The sequence below is a fragment of the Acidovorax sp. 56 genome, from assembly GCF_002749705.1.
Classification (GTDB): Bacteria; Pseudomonadota; Gammaproteobacteria; order Burkholderiales; family Burkholderiaceae_C; genus Acidovorax.
Window position 1 is genome coordinate 1,237,280 of sequence record NZ_PEEV01000001.1, and the last position, 14,432, is coordinate 1,251,711.

10 protein-coding genes are annotated in these 14,432 nt (G+C 67.8%); 5 read left to right on the forward strand and 5 right to left on the reverse strand.

The genetic code is table 11. The features are described from left to right. Nucleotides 1-34: 34 nt before the first annotated feature. Entirely contained in the window at nt 35-1,621 is a 1,587-nt protein-coding gene (locus CLU88_RS05375) for a BLUF domain-containing protein (RefSeq protein WP_099655709.1), read from the forward strand. Between the two features lie 51 nt (nt 1,622-1,672). Here CLU88_RS05375 and CLU88_RS05380 read toward each other — a convergent pair whose 3' ends face one another. Genes CLU88_RS05380 through CLU88_RS05390 form a run of 3 tightly spaced genes read right to left on the reverse strand, consistent with a single transcriptional unit; the run spans nt 1,673 to nt 5,329 of the window. Next, entirely contained in the window at nt 1,673-3,085 is a 1,413-nt protein-coding gene (locus CLU88_RS05380) for a 3-deoxy-D-manno-octulosonic acid transferase (protein ID WP_099655710.1), read from the reverse strand. Next, nucleotides 3,082-3,882, reverse strand: a complete 801-nt coding sequence (locus CLU88_RS05385) for a carbon-nitrogen hydrolase family protein (protein ID WP_099655711.1) — start codon at nt 3,880-3,882, stop codon at nt 3,082-3,084. The genes CLU88_RS05380 and CLU88_RS05385 overlap by 4 nt, the downstream gene beginning before the upstream one ends. Before the next feature lie 58 nt (nt 3,883-3,940). Beyond that, nucleotides 3,941-5,329 (reverse strand): phosphomannomutase/phosphoglucomutase, encoded by a 1,389-nt coding sequence (locus CLU88_RS05390; RefSeq protein ID WP_099655712.1) that lies wholly within the window; start codon nt 5,327-5,329, stop codon nt 3,941-3,943. A gap of 278 nt (nt 5,330-5,607) precedes the next feature. On the opposite strand from CLU88_RS05390, the gene CLU88_RS05395 reads away from it, so the two are divergent. The 4 genes from CLU88_RS05395 to CLU88_RS05410 all read left to right on the forward strand — a co-directional run bounded on the left by CLU88_RS05395 (nt 5,608) and on the right by CLU88_RS05410 (nt 12,752). Then, nucleotides 5,608-7,200: a DNA-3-methyladenine glycosylase 2 family protein gene (locus tag CLU88_RS05395; RefSeq protein ID WP_099655713.1), complete on the forward strand. Its 1,593-nt coding sequence runs from the start codon at nt 5,608-5,610 to the stop codon at nt 7,198-7,200. 53 nt (nt 7,201-7,253) lie between these two features. After that, the gene (locus CLU88_RS05400; RefSeq protein ID WP_099655714.1) at nt 7,254-7,763 is read left to right on the forward strand and encodes a methylated-DNA--[protein]-cysteine S-methyltransferase; all 510 of its coding nucleotides are present in this window, start codon (nt 7,254-7,256) and stop codon (nt 7,761-7,763) included. A 128-nt stretch (nt 7,764-7,891) separates the two neighbouring features. Continuing rightward, complete coding sequence (locus CLU88_RS05405) at nt 7,892-8,776, forward strand: DMT family transporter (RefSeq protein WP_099655715.1); 885 nt, start codon at nt 7,892-7,894, stop codon at nt 8,774-8,776. Between the two features lie 133 nt (nt 8,777-8,909). Continuing rightward, nucleotides 8,910-12,752: an EAL domain-containing protein gene (locus tag CLU88_RS05410; protein WP_099655716.1), complete on the forward strand. Its 3,843-nt coding sequence runs from the start codon at nt 8,910-8,912 to the stop codon at nt 12,750-12,752. 35 nt (nt 12,753-12,787) lie between these two features. Here the strand turns inward: CLU88_RS05410 and CLU88_RS05415 are convergent, their stop codons facing one another. Further along, nucleotides 12,788-13,189: a hypothetical protein gene (locus tag CLU88_RS05415; protein ID WP_099655717.1), complete on the reverse strand. Its 402-nt coding sequence runs from the start codon at nt 13,187-13,189 to the stop codon at nt 12,788-12,790. Nucleotides 13,190-13,282: 93 nt separating this feature from the next. After that, a complete protein-coding gene (gene dmeF, locus CLU88_RS05420) occupies nt 13,283-14,263 on the reverse strand; it encodes a CDF family Co(II)/Ni(II) efflux transporter DmeF (RefSeq protein WP_099655718.1) in 981 nt (326 codons plus the stop codon). Nucleotides 14,264-14,432 lie beyond the last annotated feature (169 nt).

The window sequence follows — 14,432 nt, forward strand, 5'->3', positions numbered from 1 at the left end:
CCCCCACCGCCACCTCCCGCCCCCTCGTGACGCCATGAAGAAGAACCCGCTTTATCTGGTGTGCTACTACGGCCAGACGCAGGGCCCCTCAGACCGCTCAAGTTCCCTGAGCAGCCTGATCGCCACGTCGGCAGAATTTGCCCGGCGCAACCACCTCACGGGGCTGCTGGCCGTGGCCGATGGGTACTACCTGCACCTGGTGGAAGGCGAACGCGAGGCGGTGCAAGGGCTGGTGCACCGCATCAATGGCTTTTGGGGCAACACGCCCCCCACGGTGCTGCTGTCGCTGGCCGTGACCAAGCAGCGCTTTGCCCAGTGGAGCGCCAACCTGGTCGAACGCCCCGCCAAAGTGACCAACATGGACCTGCGCCTGGCCCACATGCGCAAATTCAGCGCGCAAGACTCCATGGCGGCCATCCCGGACCTGTTTCGGTATTTCCTCATGCCCAGCACTCCCACGGCGCCGCCCCCCCTGGCACCGCCCGACCAGCCGCGCGGCAGGGTGCGACAAGTGGCGGTGTTCAGCAGCTCGCTGCTGTGGTTCAACCCCATCTTCAGCCACGTGGCCACGCGCTTTCGCGGCTACCCCCACACGCTCAAGGCCTCCAGCACGGGGCTGGACGCTGACACCTTCCCCATCGACTACGTGGACGTGCTGGCGGGCCCGCTGGGTGCCGTGCGCATGGTGGGCATCAGCCTGGATCTGCTCGGCTCCACCCTGTCGCAACCGCTGCTCAGCAAGGTGGAGATCGCCGTCTTTTTGACCCGCAACAACGCTACAGGCAAAGATGTGCAATTGGTGGAGCAGGCCCTGCGCCACCCGGCCATGCTGCATTCGCGCCCTCAGGTGCTGTTCGTCACATCGGGGCGCGATGCCGATCTGTCGCAGTCGTTTTCTGAAATGGCGACGCAGGCCCACCTGCCCACCACCGATCTCGTGGCCTCGGTGCTGTCGGGTGAGCCCATCTGGACCGCCATCGCGCGCATGCTGGAGTTTCCGCCCGAGCCCCTGCTCGAGCAGGCCCACGACCCGGCCGACACGGCAGCCCCCGCCGTGTCCTGGCAACAGACTCCCCAAGCCGCATTGCCCCAGCCCGCGGACGTTGCGGTGACGGCCCCGGCCCCCTTGCTCCGGGCCATCGCACCTGCGATGGCGCCAGCGGACTTGGCTGCCACGCAGACCACTGGCGCGCCCCCTCGCTCCAAAGACCACCAGGTGTTGCAGCAGGCCCTCGAAGACGCCGTGGCCATCCTGCCCGAAGGGGCCTGGGGCGGCTGGCTGGACGTGGAGCAAGGCCGGTGGTTGAGCACTTCGGGGGCGGTACCCGAGGCCGAAGCGGCTGCCGCAGCCGCCCATTCCGCCGCGTGCGATGAGGTGCTGCTGCGCCTGCACCGCGCCGCAGAGGCCGATGGCGAGTGGACCACCGAAGAGCTGATCACCACCTATGGCTGGCACTACCAGTTCACCCTGGTGCTGCCGCATTGGCCCACGCAGGTGCTGTGGCTGTGGATGCACCGCGAGGGCACCAACCTGGCCCGCACCCGGCTGCTGCTGCGCATGGCCTTGCAAAAGGTGCAAAGCGCGCTGGGTGAAGGGGACGGTGCATCGCAGCCGTCCTGAGAATCTGTTCTAAATGCGCCGCCGAAAAACCGCTGCACCCGGCGCAAAAGCTCAGGCGGGCCGGGTGTCTCCCTCGGCATACACCGCCAGCGACGACGGCGAAATGCCCAGCAGATTGGCCACCTGCCGGGCCGTGGCACGCGCCGCCCCCCGGTGGGCCCGGGCGAACGACTGCGCTGCTGCGCGGGCGGCTTTCAAACGCTCAGGGTCTTGCACCAGGGTGCAGGCCATTTGCGCTGCGGCGGGCATCCCCGGGGTGCGCCAGGCAGCACCGGCTTCGCAGGCCAGCTCGGTGGCTTCGGCAAAATTGAAGGTGTGCGGCCCCACCACCACAGGGCAGCCGCAGGCAGCCGCTTCGATCAGGTTTTGCCCTCCCAGCGGGGCAAAGCTGCCCCCCAGCAGCACCACGTCGGCCATGGCGTAATAAGCAGCCATTTCACCCACCGAGTCGCCCAGCCACACATCGGCGGGCACCGGGGCGTCCCCCGCCCAGGCACTGCGCCGCGATACGGTCAACCCCGCCCCCTGCAGCAATTGCTGCACCTCATCAAAGCGGTGCGGGTGGCGCGGCACGATCAACCATTGCACTGACTGTTGCCCCGGGGAATGGAGCGTGGCTTTTGCTATATTTTCAGGAGCTTCTCGCGCTTTATCTGCTTGCGCTGCAAGCTGTTTTGATCGAATAAATTCCAGCCACTGGGTTTCCTCCCCTTCGCGGCTGCTGGCCAGCATGACCACGGGGCGCCCCGTCAGCAGGCGCCAGCTGCGGCCACGCTCCATCTGGGCGGCATCGGGTACCACATCAAACTTGAGGTTGCCCAGCACCCCACGCACGGGCGCGCCCAGGTCTTCCAGGCGCTGCGCGTCGGCTTTGGACTGCGCCCACACGGCGGTGAGCCCCTGGTAGGCCGGGCGCGCCAGGGCCCCCAGGCGGAGCGCGCTGCGCCAGGATTTGAGATTCAACCGCGCATTGGCCAGCACCAGGGGCACGCCGCGCTGCTGGCAGCCAGCAATCAGGTTGGGCCAGACCTCGGTTTCCATCAGCACCCCGATGGCCGGGCGAAACTGGCGCAGAAAGCGGGCCACGGCGCCAGGGGTATCCCACGGCAGCCAGACCTGCACATCGCCGGGCTGCAGCAGCTTCTCGCCCTCGGCCCGGCCCGTGGCGGTGCCGTGGGTCAGCAGCAGGCGCATGCCAGGCAGTTGTGCGCGCAACTCGCGCAGCAAGATCGCGGCGGCACGGGTCTCGCCCAGTGACACGGCATGGATCCAGACGAAACGCCCCATCAAGTCCATGCTGCTGTGGGCCACCAGGCTGTCCATGGGCTGGGCGTAGCGGCCAAACCGCTCAGGCACGGCCACGGCATAACCCGGCTCGGCCCGCGCGCGGCGGCGCAGCTTGCGCTTGAGCAGAGGCTGGGCGCACCAGGTGACGGCGGTGTAGAGGGCGCGGGCGAAGCTCATGGTGCCAGCCCCGGCACGGGCAGCACAGCCCCCGTCCAGGCACCTGCCACGCCACCTTCGCTGCGCCGTCCCACCACCAGGCAAGCGCCCACGCCAGGGGCTGCCACCACCAGGTCGCCCCCCGGCGCCCACAGCGCACTGCGCCCCACGCACAGGTAGCCGCCGGTGGGCGCGCCATAGTTGGCCATCAGCACGGCCATGCCGTGGGTGCGGGCATAGCCTTGCAGCAGCGCGCTTTCTGCGGGGTAGCCGCCCGGTGACAGCACCATGCTGCAGGCATACAGCGCAGCGCCGCCAGCGCGGGCGGCCTGGGCGTGTTCTGGGTGGGTGATGTCGGCGCACACGGCCAAGCCCACGGGCTCACCGCCCAGCTCGGTCACGTGGGCGGGCGCAGCGCCCGGGCTGGCGAACTGCTGCTCACCGTCGTGCAAATAGTGCTTGCGGTACAGCTCGGTACGGCCATCGGGGTGCAGCACCACCGAGCCAATGCCGGGATTGGCCTGGCCAGCCTCGGCCGCCACTGCCGTGCCCACCACCAGCACCATGCCGTGCTGGGCTGCGGCATCGCGCAGCGGCGCCAGCTGCGGGGCATCGGGCGCCAGCACGTTGCGGGCCATCAGCGTGGGCTCATAGCCCATGAGCGACAGCTCCGGAAACACCAGCAACTGCACGCCCGCGCTGGCAGCGGCTTGCACAAACAACACATGCTGCTGCACGTTGGCAGCCACGTCACCGGGCCACACCAGGGTTTGCGCTGCAGCCACCGTGAGCCCGGCGGGCACCGAGAAAGAGGTCATGGAATCGATCGCCTGAGAGGAAAACGCGGGGGCTGGGCTGGGTGGAAGGCTCTGCCCGTCAGTGGGCAGCACTGCCCACGGCGGCGCTGGGCTTGACCTTTTCCAGCAAGGCCAGCATGGCAGCCTCGATGCGGTGCAGCGCCTCGGGGGTGTGCCCCTCGAACCGGAGCACCAGCACAGGCGTGGTGTTGCTGGCGCGGATCAGGCCAAAGCCATCGGGCCAGTCCACGCGCAGGCCGTCGATGGTGTTGATCTGTGCGGGGGCGGCAAAGGCGCTGGCCGCCAGGGCCTGCAGCTCGGCCGTGAGGCGGTGCGGCTCGCCCTCGGCGCAGGCCACATTCAGCTCGGGGGTGGAGTGGCTGGTGGGCAGCGCATTGAGCACCGCGCTCGGGTCGCTGCTGCGGCTCACAATCTCCAGCAGGCGGCAGCCCGCATAGGTACCGTCGTCAAAGCCAAACCAGCGCTCCTTGAAGAAGATGTGCCCGCTCATCTCGCCCCCCAGGGGCGAGTTGGTTTCCTTCATGCGCGCCTTGATGAGCGAATGCCCGGTCTTGAACATCACCGGTACACCGCCCGCATCGGCAATGGCCGGGGCCAGGCGCTGGGTGCATTTCACGTCAAAAACGATCTCGCCACCGGGCACGCGCGAGAGCACGTCTTGCGCAAACAGCATCATCTGCCGGTCCGGGAAAATGTTGGTGCCGTCCTTGGTGACGATGCCCAGACGGTCGCCGTCGCCGTCAAAGGCCAGGCCCAGCTCGGCATCGCTGCTGTGCAGCGCAGCGATCAGGTCGCGCAGGTTCTCAGGCTTGCTCGGGTCGGGGTGGTGGTTGGGGAAGTTGCCGTCCACCTCAGAAAACAGCTCAATCACCTCGCAGCCCAGGGCGCGGAAGATGGCAGGCGCCGAAGCCCCCGCAATGCCGTTGCCGCTGTCCACCACCACCTTCATGGGGCGGGCCAGCTTCACGTCGCCTACGATGCGTTCGCGGTAGGCGTTCAGCACATCGGCCTGGCGCACACTGCCGCCGGGCACCAACTGCCAGGCATCGGCCTCCATGGTGCGGCGCAGGGCCTGGATCTCTTCGCCATAAATGGCGCGGCCACCCAGCACCATCTTGAAGCCGTTGTAGTCCTTGGGGTTGTGGCTGCCGGTGACCTGGATGCCGCTGGCGCACAGCGTGTGGGCCGCAAAGTACAGGATGGGCGTGGTGACCATGCCCACGTCGATGACCTCGATGCCCGCCTCGACCAGCCCCTGGATCAGCGCGCCCGCCAGCGCGGGGCCCGACAGGCGCCCATCGCGCCCCACGGCCACCACGGTCTGCCCCTGGGCACGGGCGGCCGTGCCAAACGCCCGGCCCAGGCCCAGGGCCACGGACTCGTTCAGGGTCGAAGGCACGATGCCGCGAATGTCATAGGCTTTGAAGATGGCGGGCGAGAGTTGCACGTAAAGGGCCTTTCTGAAATGGGTGGGTGCAGCAGGAACCATGGCCGGGGTGGAGGGCTTTGGGGCACCGCCCCTGAAGCCACGCAGTGCGGGCCAAGAAGCAGGCCTCTGCCACGGTGGCCCACAAAGAACTTGCTCAAAGCTCAGGGGCCACAGCACACGGTAGATAACCGCCGCATTGTAGGTGCCTGCCGCGCCCGCCCCTGGTCAACCGCCCCAGCAGGCACAGGTCCGAAAACGGCCAGTCTTCCAAAGGCATCGGCCTATCATGCCAAGCCATGCCCTCCCAGCCCACGCCCCCCAGCACCGAGCCCCCCACGCCACTGCCGCACCCGCCGCAAGACGCGGACGAGGGGCGCTACATGGCGCTGCGCACCCGGGATGCGCGCTTTGACGGGCGGTTTTTCACGGGCGTGACCTCTACTGGCATCTACTGCCGCCCGGTGTGCTCGGTGCGCACGCCCAAGCGCGAGAACTGCCGCTTTTTTGACCTGGCGGCCCAGGCCGAGCGGGCAGGCTTTCGGCCCTGCCTGCGTTGCCGGCCCGAGGTGTCGCCCGCCTTGATGGTGTGGTCCACCCAGGACGCTAGCCACCTGCTGGTGCACCACGCGCTGCGCCTGCTGGACGCACCCGACGCCTTGCAAAGCGACCCCCACAGCGCCCAGGCCCTGGCCGAGCGCCTGGGCGTGAGCGACCGGCACCTGCGCCGCCTGTTTGAGGCGCAACTGGGCTTGTCGCCCCTGCAGTACCTGCAGACCCGGCGGCTGCTGACGGCCAAGCAGTTGCTGACCGACACCCCCTTGCCCGTGACCCAGGTGGCGCTGGCCAGTGGCTTTTGCAGCGTGCGCCGCTTCAACGCCGCGTTTGCCCAGCACTACGGCCTGAGCCCCACCGCCCTGCGGCGCAGCGGCGCCGTGGCGGGCGAAGGGGCCACGGGCACTCTGCGTCTGGCCTACCGCCCGCCGCTGGACGCCCCGGCACTGCTGGCGTTTTTTGCCAAGCGCCAGTTCCATGGCGTGGAGTGGGCGCAGCCCGATGGTGCCGCGCCCAGCCTGCGGCGCACCGTGCGCCTGCGGCCCAACGCAGGGGCACAGCCCATCACCGGCTGGGTACAGGCGCAGTTTGATACCGCCCGCCACCAGGTGCTGCTGCAAACCAGCGACAGCCTGTACCCCGTGCTGCCCGCCGTGCTGCGGCGCGTGCGCGCCCTGCTGGACCTGGACGCCGACCCCGCGCCCATCAACGCGGTGCTGCACGCCGACTTTCCGCAAGGCGATGGCCTGCGGGTGCCGGGCGCGTGGGATGGACTGGAGCTGGCCGTGCGTGCCGTGCTGGGCCAGCAGATCACCGTGGCGGCGGCGCGCACGCTGGGGCAGCGGCTGGTCGAGCGCTTTGGCGAGCCCATCGCCACCCCCTGGCCGCAGCTCAGCCGCCTGTTCCCCACCGCCGATGTGCTGGCCCGGGCCGAGGGAGAAGCACTGGGGCAGCTGGGCATCGTGCGCCAGCGGCAGGCGGCCATCGTGGCGCTGGCGCGGGCAGTGGATGCCGGGCAGATCACACTGGACAGCACCGCCGATGTGCCCGCCACCACCCGCGCCCTGTGCGCCCTGCCCGGCATTGGCGACTGGACGGCGCAGTACATCGCCATGCGGGTGCTGCGCTGGCCCGATGCGTTTGTGGCGGGCGATGTGGCGCTGCACAAAGCGCTGGGCGTGCAGGGCCAAAAGCAACCCGCCCGGGCGGCCACCGAGGCCTCTGCCGCATGGCAGCCCTGGCGCAGCTACGCCGTGGTGCGCGCCTGGGCCAGCCTGGAGGCCAGCGCCGAGCCCGCAGCTCCCACGCCACCCATCGCAAACTCACTATCAAATTAATAGCTGCCAGCGCTTATTCATCAAGCGCCAGAGGCCATTTTTATCTAAACACCATGCACTACCCTACCGACACCGTGTACACCCGCATCGCTACAGACCAGGGCCCCGTCTGGCTGGCCGCCACCGCGCAGGGGCTGGCCGGGCTGTGGTTTGACGGGCAAAAGCACTTTCCAAACGACCTCCTCGGCACGCCCGCCTGGGCGCCTGCCCCGCAGCACCCCACCCTGCTGCAGGCTGCAGCCCAGTTGCAGCAATACCTGCAAGGCCAGCGCAGGGTGTTCGATTTGCCGCTGGACTTGTCGGTGGGCACGGCCTTTCAGCAAACCGTGTGGCGTGCCTTGCTGGCCCTGCCCTGCGGCTACACCATCAGCTATGGCGCGCTAAGCCAGTCCATCGCCCGCCCCAGTGCCGTGCGCGCCGTGGCCGCTGCCGTGGGCCGCAACCCCCTGAGCGTGGTGGTGCCCTGCCACCGCGTGCTGGGTGCAGACGGCAGCCTTACCGGCTACGCCGGGGGCCTGCCGCGCAAAGCCGCCTTGCTGGCGCTGGAAGCAATGCCTGCATAGCGCACACAGCCCACGCAGCACGCCGGTGCCCCGACAAACCCGCGCCAGCAGGGCCCGGCAGAAACCGTGACAATTTCCAGCCCCCACCCCAGAAAGCCCCCCGAGTGAACCGTCCCTCCCCCGCACCCATGTCTTCCTGGCTGGGCGAATTCGTGCTGCTGGCCGCCCTGTGGGGTGCGTCCTTTCTCTTCATGCGCCTGGGGGCGGCCGAGTTTGGCCCCATCGTCACCGCGGGCCTGCGGGTGGCGCTGGCCACGGTGCTGCTGTGGCCCATTCTGCTGCGCCAGGGGCAATGGCCTGCGCTGCGCCAGCACTGGCGGCCCATCTTGCTGGCCGGGGTGGTCAACTCGGCCATTCCTTTTGCGCTGTATGCCTGGGCCGTGATGCATATCGCGACCGGGCTGACGTCCATCTTGAACGCCACGGTGCCGCTGTTTGGGGCCCTGGTGGCCTGGCTGTGGCTGGGCGACCGCATCAACCGCCTGCGCTGGCTGGGCCTGGCTTTGGGCTTTGTGGGCGTGGCCCTGCTGGCCTGGCGTGCCCCGGCCGGGGTGGGCGTCAAGTCTGACCAGGCGGGCTGGGCGATTGCGGCCTGCCTGGCGGCATCGTGCTGCTATGGCATTGCGGCCAGCTATGCGCGCCGCAAGCTCATGGGTGTGCCGCCCATTGCCACGGCCACAGGCAGCCAGCTCGGTGCGGCCCTGGCCCTGGCGCTGCCCACCCTGTGGTTCTGGCCCGCCCAGATGCCGGGGCTGCGCGCCTGGGCGGCCATTGTGGCGATTGCCTTGCTGTGTACCGCCGTGGCGTACATCCTGTACTTTCGCCTGATCGAGCACGCAGGCCCCAGCCGCGCCCTGGCAGTGACCTTCATCACCCCGCTGTTTGCCGTGCTGTATGGCGGCCTGTTCCTGCACGAGGCCGTGACGCTGTGGATGCTGGGCTGCGCGGCCGTCATCGTCAGCGGCACGTTGCTGTCAACCGGGCTTGTCACAAGGCTGTGGCCCCGAAGCTAGGGACTGAACCCGCCTAAACTCGGGGCATGGTGCCCGAACGCCCCTCAGCCCCCCGCCACGCTGGCTTTTCAAGCCAGTGGCTCGGCGCCTCTGCTGGCCGGTACCGCCCCCCTCCTGCCTGCCCACCAGTCCCATGAGCGTCATCATGCTGCTGGCCGGCGGCCTGCTCGCCCTTATTGTGCTGACCCTGGTGTGGCTGGAGCCCGCAGAGGTGCTGCGCCCTTCCATGCGCAGCCAGGTGGTGGCGGGCTTGGTGGGGGGGTTGGTGTCGGCGCTGCTGCTCATGACCCTGCGCTACAGCGCACTGAACCTGGGGGTGGTGGTGCACCCCACGGCCACCGCATTTCTGGGCTTGTACTTTGGACCGGTGGCGGCCCTTGTCTCGGCGGGTGTGGCGCTGGGGGCGCAGTGGTGGATTCCAAACGCCCCCTGGGCCAGCGTGGGCAGCGTGCTGGCGGGGGCCTGGGTGCTGGGCCTTTTGGCCCGCAGGTATGCATGGCAAGGCAATGGCGATGCCCGCCTGTGGATCAGCATGCTGGCCGTGGCCGGGCTGCTGCCTGCAGTCACCTACGGGGGCCTGTGGATCAGCGGGGGGGTGCCCAGCCCCACCTCGGTGCTGGAAGCCCTGGCACTCATGCCCTGGCACCACGGTGCGGGGGTGCTGCTGCTGGGCACCGGCCGCCAGTTGCTGGCGGCCCGCGCACAGGCCACGCAGGCGCTGCAGCAGGCCCACCAGGCGCTGGCGCAGCGCGAGGAACAACTGCGCCTGGCACTGGACTCCCTTAACGGAGGGCGCTGGGAGTGGGATGTGGCCACCCGCCAGTTCCGGTGCGAAGGCCACTTTTACGCCGCTTTTGGCATTGAGGACACCCAGGTGCCTGACCTGTGGCAGCGCTGGTACGAACGGCGCCACCCGGCAGACGCCGAGCGTGCTGCGGACTACCTGGCGAGATCGCAAAACGGGCAGGAGGAAGCCTACGAAGCGGAGTTCCGTGTGAAGAACACGGCTGGCCAGTGGCGCTGGATCATGTCGCGCGGCACGGTGGCCGAACGCGATGCCCAGGGGCGCCCCGTTCGCCTGGCGGGCATGGATGTGGACATCACCGCCCACCACGAGGTGCAGGACGCACTGCGCGCCTCCGAGGCCAAATCCAGCACCATCTACCTGACCCTGCCCGACCCCGCAGGCATTGCCAGCATGAACGACGGGCGCCTGCTGGAGGCCAACCCCGCCCTGTGCACCCTGCTGGGCTTGCCGCGCGAGCAGGTGCTGGGCCGCACTTCACAGCAGCTGAACCTGTGGGCCAGCCAGCACGAACACACGCGGCTGCTGCACGCCGTGCTGCGCAACGGGCAGGCGCACCAGTTGCCCATGCGTGCGCAGCGCCCCGATGGCTCCACCGTGTCGGGGCTCACCTCAGCCCGGCCCGTGCACATCAACGGGCAAGAGGGCTTTGTGTTTGTCTTCCACGACATGACCGAGGCCGAGCGCACCAGCGAAGAGCTGAAAACCCGCAACGGCCTGCTGCAGCAGGCGGGCCGCCTGGCCCGCCTGGGCGCCTGGGAGCACGACCTGACCAAGGGGCTGCTGTACTGGTCAGACATGTGCTTTGAGATCCATGGTCTGCCCCCAGGCAGCCCCCTGCCGGACAACTACATCGATCGGTACGTGGCCCCCGAGTACCAGGCCGAACTGCGCCAGAAGTTCCGCAACTGCATCGACCACCGGCAAGAGTGGAGCATGGACCTGGAGATCCTGCGTGCGGATGGCCGCAGGCTCTGGATACGGGCGCGCTGCGAAGCCGTGCTGGAGCATGGCCGGGTTGCCCGGCTGAGGGGCGTGACGCAAGACATCGACGAAGCCCGGCGCGCGCGCTTGCGGCTGAACCAGTCGGAGGAACGCTTTTCCCGGATCTTCCAGCTCATGCCCTTCCCGATGGGGCTGTCGCGCTGCAGCGATGGGCAGTACGTCGAAATCAACCCGGCCTGGGAGGAAATGATCGGCATCCCGCGCAGCGAAGCCCTGGGGCGCAACTCCATCGAGATGGGCATTTTTGACCCCACCGACCGCGCCAACCTGATCCGGGCCGCCGAGCCCACCGGCCAGCTCAACAGCTACGAAGTCACCATCCAGCCGCGCAACGGCCCGCCGCGCACAGTGCTGCAATCCATGCGCATGACGGACTTTGATGGCGAACCGTGCTGGATGTTCTCGGTGCAGGACATCACCGACCGCAAGCGCTCGGAAGAAAAGGTGCGCGAGCGCGAAGAGCTGCTCTCGCTCACCATCTCGGCCGCATCGCTGGGCCTGTGGGACTGGGATTTGCAAGCGGGCACCGTGACGGGCGACAGCCGCTGGCGCGCCCTGCGCAGCGCCCAAGGGCAAGAGGCCAGTGCCGAGCCCACTGAATGGACCCACCTGGTAGCCCCCGAAGACGTGGAGCGCATCGCCGCAGAAATATCACGCCACGCCAAGCACCACGCCACGCCGTTTGATGCCACCTGGCGCCTGCACGGTACGGGCAGCGACCAGCCCCGCTGGGTGCGCAACCTGGGCAAGATCGTGAGCTTTGACGCCCGGGGCACGCCACAGCGCATGCTGGGCGTGGCCATTGACGTGACGCCGCAGCGCGAGCAAGAGGTGTTGCTGCAAAAACTGGCCCACTTTGATGCCCTGACGGGTCTGCCCAACCGCGTGCTGCTGGCGCGCAAACTACAAGAGGCCATGGCCAGCGCCCGCGCACAGGGCAGCTTGCTGGGCGTGGCCTACCTGGACCTGGACGGCTTCAAGCCCGTGAACGACCGCTTTGGCCACGGGGCCGGAGACCGCCTGCTGGTGGCCGTGGCGGGACGGCTGACACGCGCACTGCGGCCCGAAGACTGCGTGGCCCGCCTGGGTGGGGACGAATTCGTCATCCTGCTGCCCCACCTGGCATCGGGCTGCGACTGCGAAGCCCGGCTGACCCGCGTCATGGACAGCGTGGCCGCCCCCTACCCACTGGACGCCGAGCGCGTGGTCGTCACCGCCAGCATCGGCTACACGCTGTTCCCTTCAGACGATGCCGATGCCGACACCTTGCTGCGCCACGCAGACCAGGCCATGTACGCCGCCAAGCAGGCCGGGCGCAACCGTTTCCACCTGTTTGACGCAGCGCAGGACCGTGCCGTGCAACTGCTGCGCGAGCAGGCCAAGCATCTGCGCAACGCGCTGAACGAGGCCCAGTTCATGCTGTACCTGCAGCCCAAGGTGGACATGCGATCGGGCAGCGTGGTGGGTGCCGAGGCCCTGGTGCGCTGGTTGCACCCCGAGCGCGGCGTGCTGACCCCTGGCGAATTCCTGCCGATGATTGAGGGCACGGAACTCGACATCGTGTTCGGCCAATGGGTGATCGAGGCTGCCCTGCTCCAGCTGGAGTGGCTGCAAGCCCACAACATGCCCATGCCACTGAGCATCAACGTCAGTGCGCAGCATTTGCAGCAAGACGGCTTTGCCCACTGGCTGGCGCAATGCATGGCCCGCCACCCCACAGTGCCAGGCCATTTGGTCGAGATTGAAATCACCGAGAGCGCCGCGCTGTATGACCTGCAGGCCGTCACCCACACGCTGCAATCGTTGCGCGCACTGGGGGTGAGCATCTCACTGGACGACTTTGGCACCGGCTACTCGTCGCTGACCTACCTGCGCCGCCTGCCCATGGACACCCTCAAGATCGACCAGAGCTTTGTGCACGGCATGATGAGCGATCCGGGCGATCTGGCCATCGTGCAGGGCGTGATCGGGCTGGCGCGCTCGTTTGGCTACCGCGTCATCGCCGAGGGTGTGGAAAGCGTCGAACAGGGGCAGATGCTGCTGCAGCTGGGCTGCCCACAAGCCCAGGGCTACTGCATCGCCCGCCCCATGCCCCAGGACGCTTTCGCGCAGTGGATGGACACCTGGCAAGCGCCCACGCAGTGGACCCGGCTGCGCCTCCTGTAAAACAGGGGCATCCCCCCCCCCCGCCCCACCAGCGATCAATCCCCCGCCACAAAAGACACCATGCGCCAGCCCTGGGCGGTGGACTCAAAGCGGGCGCGGGCGGCGCGGCCCGCTTGGCGAGGACACTCCACACTGCCGTCGGGCAACGCGGCACAGGGCGCGCCCGTCGCGCGGTGTAAAGCCTTCAAAGCCTTGGGATCAGCCTTCCAAGCGGCAATCGCCTGCTGTGCATCCGCATCACCACCAAAGCTCCACACAAACTCTGGCGCCATCAGCCTTCCCAACGCCGCGTGGCGTTGCTGCCCCGCCGCCATGTGCACTGCGTGGATCACCGCCGTGGCCCCAGGCGGCAAGGGTTTGGCTGCCCACACAGGCAGCGATGCACCGATGAGAGCGCCAACGACCACCATGGCGCCAGCAACGAGAAAGACACGCATGAACAGAGATTTCAATAAAAACAGGCTCTAGCGCTTACCTAGCAAGCGCTAGCAGCTATCATTTTTGAATTACTTTATAGCAATGGACTTACGTCACGGCGCCAACGCGCCGCTGGCCGGAAGATGGTTCACTTCCACCGTGATGTGCACCAACTCCTCGTGGATGCTCAGCTGCTGCTTGAAATAGTCGGGCGTCACATCCGCCGCCGTGGCCAGGGCCACCACGCAGGCATATTTGTCGGTGCCCACGCGCCAGACATGCAGGTCGCACAGCGTGGCAGGCACCGGGCTTTGTTCGATGACCTCACGGATCTCTGCCACCACGGGTGCGTCCATCTCGGCATCGAGCAAGGCCGTGGCAGAGTCGCGCAGCAGACCCAAGGCCCACAACGCCACCAGGCCTGAGCCCACAATGCCCATCGCAGGGTCCAGCCAGGCGGCGCCCCAGAGCTTGCCACCAAACAGGGCCACGATGGCCAGCACCGAGGTGGCGGCATCGGCCACCACATGCACGTAGGCAGCCCGCAGGTTCAGATCCTGGTGGTGCACCGGGTGGTCATGACCATGATGGTGTCCGTGCCCATGATCGTGTCCATGGTCATGACCGTGGTGATGGTGCCCGCCGCGCAGTAGCCAGGCGCACACCAGATTGACCAGGAGCCCCACCACCCCGATCACGATGGCCTCGTCGTAATGGATGGGACTGGGGGTGAACAGCCGGTCCACCGACTGGTACAGCATCAACGCAGCCACCAGGGTCAGCAACACAGCGCTGGTAAAGCCGCCCAGGACTTCGATCTTCCAGGTGCCAAAGGCAAACCGCTGGCTGCCCGCCAGCCGCCGGGCCCAGACATAGGCCAGCACCGACAGGCCCAGCGCCAGGGCGTGCGAGCTCATGTGCCACCCGTCAGAGACCAGGGCCATGGAGTTATAGACCCAGCCCCCCACGATCTCGACCACCATCATGCTGGCCGTCAGCACCACCGCCCAGGTGGTGTTGCGCTCTGCCAGAGGATTGCCTTCGTTGAAATGGTGCGGGTGCTGCCACCCGTGGGCTGCGATGGAGGTTTGCATGAACGCAGGGCTCAAAAGTTGATCGCTGAATATACCCTCCACCAGTATTTTCATAAACAACCCGGCCCTGCTTTTGCCAAGGTTTTCAACGGGAATCAGACCTGCAGCAAGGATCAAGCGGAAACAGGTGGGGAAGCGCCGGTACTTCGCGCCGCACAAGCAGCCACGC

Coding starts and splice junctions, on each gene's coding strand:
- CLU88_RS05375 (WP_099655709.1), top strand. CDS start 35: ATGAAGAAGAACCCGCTTTATCTGGTGTGCTACTACGGCCAGACGCAG.
- CLU88_RS05380 (WP_099655710.1), bottom strand. CDS start 3,085: ATGAGCTTCGCCCGCGCCCTCTACACCGCCGTCACCTGGTGCGCCCAG.
- CLU88_RS05385 (WP_099655711.1), bottom strand. CDS start 3,882: ATGACCTCTTTCTCGGTGCCCGCCGGGCTCACGGTGGCTGCAGCGCAA.
- CLU88_RS05395 (WP_099655713.1), top strand. CDS start 5,608: ATGCCCTCCCAGCCCACGCCCCCCAGCACCGAGCCCCCCACGCCACTG.
- CLU88_RS05400 (WP_099655714.1), top strand. CDS start 7,254: ATGCACTACCCTACCGACACCGTGTACACCCGCATCGCTACAGACCAG.
- CLU88_RS05405 (WP_099655715.1), top strand. CDS start 7,892: ATGTCTTCCTGGCTGGGCGAATTCGTGCTGCTGGCCGCCCTGTGGGGT.
- CLU88_RS05410 (WP_099655716.1), top strand. CDS start 8,910: ATGAGCGTCATCATGCTGCTGGCCGGCGGCCTGCTCGCCCTTATTGTG.
- CLU88_RS05415 (WP_099655717.1), bottom strand. CDS start 13,189: ATGCGTGTCTTTCTCGTTGCTGGCGCCATGGTGGTCGTTGGCGCTCTC.
- dmeF (WP_099655718.1), bottom strand. CDS start 14,263: ATGCAAACCTCCATCGCAGCCCACGGGTGGCAGCACCCGCACCATTTC.